At 39.7% G+C, this 6,432-nt stretch carries 6 protein-coding genes; 2 read left to right on the forward strand and 4 right to left on the reverse strand.

What is annotated here, in order from left to right:
* Positions 1-124 precede the first annotated feature (124 nt).
* Positions 125-985 (reverse strand): MurR/RpiR family transcriptional regulator, encoded by an 861-nt coding sequence (locus ACFPOH_RS14270; RefSeq protein WP_342580557.1) that lies wholly within the window; start codon positions 983-985, stop codon positions 125-127.
* Between the two features lie 187 nt (positions 986-1,172).
* Positions 1,173-2,411: an MFS transporter gene (locus tag ACFPOH_RS14275; RefSeq protein ID WP_342471028.1), complete on the reverse strand. Its 1,239-nt coding sequence runs from the start codon at positions 2,409-2,411 to the stop codon at positions 1,173-1,175.
* A gap of 243 nt (positions 2,412-2,654) precedes the next feature.
* On the opposite strand from ACFPOH_RS14275, the gene thrC reads away from it, so the two are divergent.
* The gene (gene thrC, locus ACFPOH_RS14280; RefSeq protein ID WP_342580558.1) at positions 2,655-3,707 is read left to right on the forward strand and encodes a threonine synthase; all 1,053 of its coding nucleotides are present in this window, start codon (positions 2,655-2,657) and stop codon (positions 3,705-3,707) included.
* Positions 3,704-4,624: a homoserine kinase gene (gene thrB / locus ACFPOH_RS14285; RefSeq protein ID WP_208650892.1), complete on the forward strand. Its 921-nt coding sequence runs from the start codon at positions 3,704-3,706 to the stop codon at positions 4,622-4,624. The genes thrC and thrB overlap by 4 nt, the downstream gene beginning before the upstream one ends.
* Before the next feature lie 49 nt (positions 4,625-4,673).
* On the opposite strand, the gene zupT is transcribed toward thrB, so the two are convergent.
* Together zupT and ACFPOH_RS14295 are read right to left on the reverse strand one after the other, a co-directional pair.
* Positions 4,674-5,489 carry a zinc transporter ZupT gene (zupT, locus tag ACFPOH_RS14290; RefSeq protein WP_390263554.1) on the reverse strand — a complete coding sequence of 272 codons (816 nt, stop codon included), beginning with the start codon at positions 5,487-5,489 and terminating at the stop codon, positions 4,674-4,676.
* A gap of 120 nt (positions 5,490-5,609) precedes the next feature.
* Positions 5,610-6,218 (reverse strand): phosphatase PAP2 family protein, encoded by a 609-nt coding sequence (locus ACFPOH_RS14295; RefSeq protein WP_390310326.1) that lies wholly within the window; start codon positions 6,216-6,218, stop codon positions 5,610-5,612.
* Between the last annotated feature and the right edge of the window lie 214 nt (positions 6,219-6,432).

Consider the following 6,432-nt stretch of genomic DNA (forward strand, 5'->3'; position numbering starts at 1 on the left):
CTTGTATATCATCCCCGATTATTTTATCACAACTTCCTATAAATAGAAAAACGTAACTTGCAACTTGGCCATAAAATAACAGCATATTCGTAAAATTCAAAGTTTTACGAATATGCTGTTATTATCACTTCGTCGCGATTGTTTCCTCTTCCAATAGCCGGAGATCATGATCCAATTGTTCATTAAGATTGTAGTATTTTTTATAATGGTTTCTGTTAAGCAAAGTCATTCCTTCAATCAAAGCATGTACGATCGCGCTGGCGGCAGTGTCCGCTTCAAATGAAAATTGTTTTTGTGTTCCCACAACGAAGCTGATGTCTGCATAATCACGGACAAGAGAAATTGTTGAATTCGTAATAGCAATCACTTTAACTTTCTTATTTTTTGCAATTTTCAAAATTGTCAATACATCTTCCAATACAGAATCAAAAGCTATTACAAACAGCAGTGAATCCTTATCCATTCTTTTTATCTGTTTCACTATATCATTGACATCAAATTGGATTTGGGATGCCTTTTTTCCGAAATTTTCTAACATTGAAGTCAGATAACTTGCTGAAGGGGCGCATTGCCTGAATCCCAAAGTATAAATCTCTTCCGCTTCATGCAAGTAGTGCGTGGCTTTTTGGAAGTTCTCAGCATCCACATATTGGATTGTATTTAAAATGCTTGTAACATCCCGATTCATGATTTCACTGAATAAATATTCGTGTTTTTTCCCGATGGTTAGCGGTTCCTTTGTTACAACCTTCTTTGATTCGGATAAATCTTTCCGAATTCTTTCTTGCAATTCGCTATAGCCGGATAAATCCATCGCATAGCAAAAACGAATTACTGTCGACTCACTTACACCAATGAATTTTCCTACTTCAGAGGCGATATGGGTGGCAACGACATTCGGATTTTCGATCACAAGTTGCGCCACCTTCCGCTGCCCCCTTGAAAGCCGGATAAAGCGTTTCTTCACTTCATCACAAAAACTCATTTTCTTTTAAAATTCCTCCTTCATGAGATTCAAAATTATATCCAAGTTATAATAAAGTAGGTTAGCACGTATATTGATTGAATACAATGAGTTTTCAGAAAATATGATAGAGTAACATACCAATGTTCATGATTTTGTCAAATTTATAAGGAAGCTTTTTCCTCTTAAAAAGCTTCCTTTAGGAAAATTACTCCAATTCCACTTGTTTCGTTTCTTTTCCTAAAAATACCACTGCCGCTACTCCAATCACAATCGAAACACAGAATACAGCAAATATCGTTCCGAAGTCAAATTCCGCTGTACGCATCCAACCTACAAGGAGCGGGCCAAATATGCCGCCAATGCGTCCAACCGCCGCTGCCATACCGGCTCCTGTACCGCGAATCAACAATGGATACTGTTCCGGTGTATAAGCATATAATGCGCCCCACGCACCCAGGTTAAAGAACGATAATAGAATACCTGAAATTAATAGTACCGTCACAGATTCGGCTTGTCCAAACACATAAGCGCTTGCCGCTGTTCCCAATAAATAAGTGACGAGCACAAATTTTCGGCCGAGTTTTTCTACAAACCATGCCGCAGTGAAATAACCTGGAAGTTGTGCGATCGTCATGATTAATACATATTTAAAGCTGGAAATTAAGCTGAACCCTTTTCCAACCATGACACTTGGAAGCCATAAAAACATGCCATAGTAGGAAAACACGACGGTAAACCAAAGAACCCATAACATCAACGTGGATTTGGCATAATTTTTGGACCATACCCCGGCAATGTTTTGAATGAAGGTGCGCCTTTTCGCTTCCGGTTTCGCGGAAAACTGAGGAGAATCCGGTAAATGCAAGCGAAGGAACACCGCATATAAAGCGGGAATTGCCGTCAAAATCAATGCTACACGCCATCCGGCAACCGGCCAAATGTCGCTTGGAATGACAAAATAAGCAATGATTGCGGCCAATAGCCAGCCCACAGCCCAAAAGCTTTCCAACAATACTACAATCCGTCCGCGCTCTTTGGCAGGAACGCTTTCAGAAACCAGTGTGGAGGCTACGGGAAGCTCTCCTCCAAGCCCCATGCCGATGATGAAGCGCAATACTAAAAACATAGCCAATGTTGTTGTAAAGGCAGAAAGCCCACTGGCGATGGAGAAACATAATAAAGTCGTAATAAAAATTGCTTTTCTCCCGATTTTGTCTGCCAACAACCCAAAAAGAAAGGCACCCACCGCCATTCCGATGGAGTTGATGCTTCCGATCCATCCCATTTCATTGGATGAAAGGTTCCAATCAACCGTTAATGCAGCAATGATAAATGACAGAATGCCTACATCCATTGCATCAAATAACCAGCCGATGCCTGCTACCCCCAGCAATTTATTGCGGGAAATTCCAGGGCCGGTGTTTTGCTCCGAATGATTCTTCATCTGCTTTTCCACCTGTCTTTACAATTGAATTGATACTTTTACAATATACCCATTCGCTTTTTATCGCAAGCAAATTACCAAACTTTTTCAAGTTCATCGGCATGATGAAAAATGATAAAAAAATATTGTTAATAATCCTTTAAATTTTTGGTTTCCTATTGAAATATACTATTATTGTGCGTTAAAATGTCTTTTATATGAAAACAATTGTTCATCCAGCGAAAACAAAAGGAGACATTTATTATGTGGAAAGGTCTATTGGAAGAATATAAAGAATTTTTACCTGTGACAGATAAAACACCTGCATTAACTTTGAACGAAGGAAATACTCCTTTGATTTATTTGGGAAATTTATCAAAAAAACTGGGTATTGAATTATACGGCAAATATGAAGGATTAAATCCAACCGGCTCCTTTAAGGACCGCGGCATGGTGGTTGCAGTGGCAAAAGCGGTGGAAGAAGGTGCAAAATGCGTCATTTGCGCATCGACTGGAAATACTTCTGCAGCGGCCAGCGCTTATGCTGCCCGGGCAGGCATTCAATCCATCGTTGTCATCCCTAAAGGAAAAGTGGCTCTTGGGAAACTTGCCCAAGCTTGCATGTATGGTGCAAAAATCATCGAAATTGACGGTAATTTTGATGATGCATTGTCCATCGTCCGCAAAATCAGTGAAGAAGGAAAAGTGACGCTCGTAAACTCTGTGAATCCGTACCGCATTGAAGGACAAAAAACGGCGGCCTTTGAAATCGTTGATGCGTTAGGCAAAGCTCCTGACTATCTATGCATCCCTGTCGGTAACGCCGGAAACATCACTGCCTATTGGAAAGGTTTTAAAGAATATCATGCAGCCAAAAATACCGGTCTTCCAAAAATGTACGGCTTCGAAGCGGAAGGGGCGGCAGCCATCGTAAAAGGCGAACCGATTGCCAATCCGGAAACGATTGCGACTGCCATCCGCATCGGTAATCCGGCAAGCTGGAAATTTGCAGAAGCTGCCCGCGATGAATCAGGCGGTATCATCGATTCGGTAACGGATGATGAAATCCTTGCAGCCTACAAAGAAATCGCAAGAAGCGAAGGTGTCTTTGTAGAACCGGGTTCCGCCGCTTCCCTTGCCGGCGTCATCAAATCCGTGAATAACGGTAAAATCGCAAAAGGCAGCACAGTGGTCACTGTATTTACAGGAAACGGACTAAAAGATCCTGATACAGCGATGAACGCGTCAACGGTGGAAGTCGTTTCTTTGAAAAACGATATGGAAGAAATTCGAAACTATATTGAGGGTTTAGTATGAGTAAAAAATGGAAAATTACCGTTCCAGGCAGTACTGCAAATTTAGGCCCTGGATTTGATTCAATCGGTCTCAGCCTATCTCTTTATCTTGAATTAACGGTTTCTTTGCAGGATGAATGGGAAATCATCCATTTATCTGAAGGCTTGCCTAAAGAATTTGAATTAAAAAATCATCTAATCTATAACGTCGCCAATGAAACGGCAAAACGATACAACAAAGTAATGCCAAGCTGCCGTATTGAAATGACAAGCCAACTTCCCTTTGCAAGAGGAATCGGCAGCAGTGCAGCGGCGATTGTAGCAGGAATAGAAATCGCCAATCTCCTCTGCGACCTTCAATTATCAGTGCAAGATAAATTAAACTTATCTTCCCAAATGGAAGGACACCCGGACAATGCAACTGCGTCCGTATTAGGAGGTTTAACTATCTCCTCAATGGATGAAGAAGGCAATGTGGATACAATTCACGTCCATGACCTTGAAGCATCCTTTGTCCTCTTTATTCCAGAAGTGATGTTAAAAACTTGTGAAGCAAGAGACGTATTGCCAAGTTCATTTAAACGCCAATATGCCGTTCGAGCCAGCTCCGGGGCTAATATGCTCGCAGCTGCTTTGGTATTGAAAGATTATAAACGCATCGGAAAATATATGGAATCCGATTTATTCCATGAGCCATTCCGTGCTGATTTAATTCCTCATTACCATGAAATTCGCGAAGAGGCGAAAAAAGCCGGGGCATTTGGCACTGCTTTAAGCGGTGCTGGTCCAACCATGATTTCTATTATTCCGAACTCCATCGGGGAACAATTTGTGGAGAAAATGAAAGAACGATTCCCAACGCATAAGATTGTTCTTACTAAACCTGATCAACGCGGTGTTCATGTAGAAGAAATATCGAGTGTTTCAAAAATCAGATAAAAACAGGAGTTGTTCGAAGTTTTAAGCTTTCGAACAACTCCTTTTAATTTTATGATAACAAAATCAAACTTACTGCCATGACTATCATTCCTGCAACAACTCCATAAATAGATGAATGGGTTTCATCATATTTCTTTGCGGCTGGGAGCAGTTCATCTAGGGAAATAAACACCATGATGCCTGCTACTGCCGAAAAAATAATTCCAAACAAAATATCATTTAAAAATGGCATTAAAATTAAATAGGCTACTAATGCACCAATTGGCTCTGCAAGCCCCGAAGTAAAAGAAAGTTTAAATGCTTTCATTCGTTTCCCAGTTGCATAAAATATCGGTATCGCCACAGCAATACCTTCCGGGATATTGTGAATGGCGATGGCAATGGCAATAGCAATTCCGACGCTTGGATCATGAATGGCTGACATGAAAGTAGCGATACCCTCTGGAAAATTATGAATGCCAATTGCAAGAGCAGTAAAAATACCGACCTTCATTAATTTAGCTTCTTCTGAATCTCGATGTTCGCGCTCTGCCTGATGTACATCTTCCACCGTCTTTACTTCATGGGGATTCGTTTTTGTCGGAATAAATTTATCAATAAGCGCAATGAATAGCATTCCTCCAAAAAAGCCTATAACCGTTAGCCAATACCCTTTTGTATCTCCAACAGCAGCCGTTAATGCATCCTTTGCTTTAAAAAAAATTTCAATCAATGAAACATAAATCATAACGCCTGCTGAAAATCCTAATGCTGCTGATAAAAACTTCTTATTGGTTCTCTCTGTAAAAAATGCAATTAGCGCACCTAGGCCTGTTGCAAGTCCTGCTAGCAATGTTAAGCTAAAAGCTAAAACGATGTTGCTCATCAGAACATCCTTTCATTTTATTCTTAGTATTATATTATACTCAAATTTTCCTTAGAGCAACTTTTTTTACTAAATCTATATTTTGTGTACTAGATAAACAATTTCAAAAAAGGAAACGCATTAATCGCGTTTCAATTGATTGGATGATTTATTAATATACCAATATACGCAAAGGCAGAACCAAGCAACGCCCAAACACCACCCTGCCATTACGTCAATGGCAAAATGACGGCTTTCCGCCACTCTCGATAAACCTATAAAGAAAGCAAGAGTAATGGCAACAATCCATATCCACCATTTCTTTTTTTCAACTGTAGTTCGTTCAGACAATAAAAATGCAATAGTCAATAAGTAAAGCAATCCTAACATCGCATGGCCAGATGGGAAACTGTAGGATGACAATTGATTTTCAATTTCAGGCCGTGGACGTTTCACCCAATTTTTCATTAATTGATTCAACAAAAAGCCCACCGGAATAGTAAATAATACAAAAATAATTCTAGGATTATTTGGATGCTTAAACCCTAACCATCCCAATAATATTAAGGTAATCAAACTAATAACTTTTAGTTCCCCGAGATAATGGAAGCTACCAATAAACGAATTTTCCCCTACTAACGCTTGCATATTTTTATCAAAAGAAACGAATATAGGCAAATCATATACATACCGTAAAATAAGAAAAAGAATAAACGCAATAAAACCAGCGACAAATAATCGCTTATTCAAGCTTATCCTCTCCCATAACTCACTTATTTTCTATGTTTACATGAAACTTCCCATTTTCATAAGTAAACAATACGCAATGCATAAAAGGGGCTTGTCTAAAAAGTCCATAAAAACAGAGCGAATGGAGAAAACAATGAGTTTTTCCATTCGCTCTGTTTCCTTATTTTTGAAATTGGTTTGGGAATTTGCGGCCCTTTTCAGTATGTTGTGGGCC

The sequence above is a fragment of the Ureibacillus suwonensis genome, assembly GCF_042655065.1.
Taxonomy (GTDB): domain Bacteria; phylum Bacillota; class Bacilli; order Bacillales_A; family Planococcaceae; genus Ureibacillus; species Ureibacillus suwonensis.

Bases quoted from the DNA above. Each gene is read 5' to 3' on its own strand.
- ACFPOH_RS14270 (WP_342580557.1), bottom strand. From the start codon at position 985: ATGAGTTTTTGTGATGAAGTGAAGAAACGCTTTATCCGGCTTTCAAGG.
- ACFPOH_RS14275 (WP_342471028.1), bottom strand. From the start codon at position 2,411: ATGAAGAATCATTCGGAGCAAAACACCGGCCCTGGAATTTCCCGCAAT.
- thrC (WP_342580558.1), top strand. From the start codon at position 2,655: ATGTGGAAAGGTCTATTGGAAGAATATAAAGAATTTTTACCTGTGACA.
- thrB (WP_208650892.1), top strand. From the start codon at position 3,704: ATGAGTAAAAAATGGAAAATTACCGTTCCAGGCAGTACTGCAAATTTA.
- zupT (WP_390263554.1), bottom strand. From the start codon at position 5,489: ATGAGCAACATCGTTTTAGCTTTTAGCTTAACATTGCTAGCAGGACTT.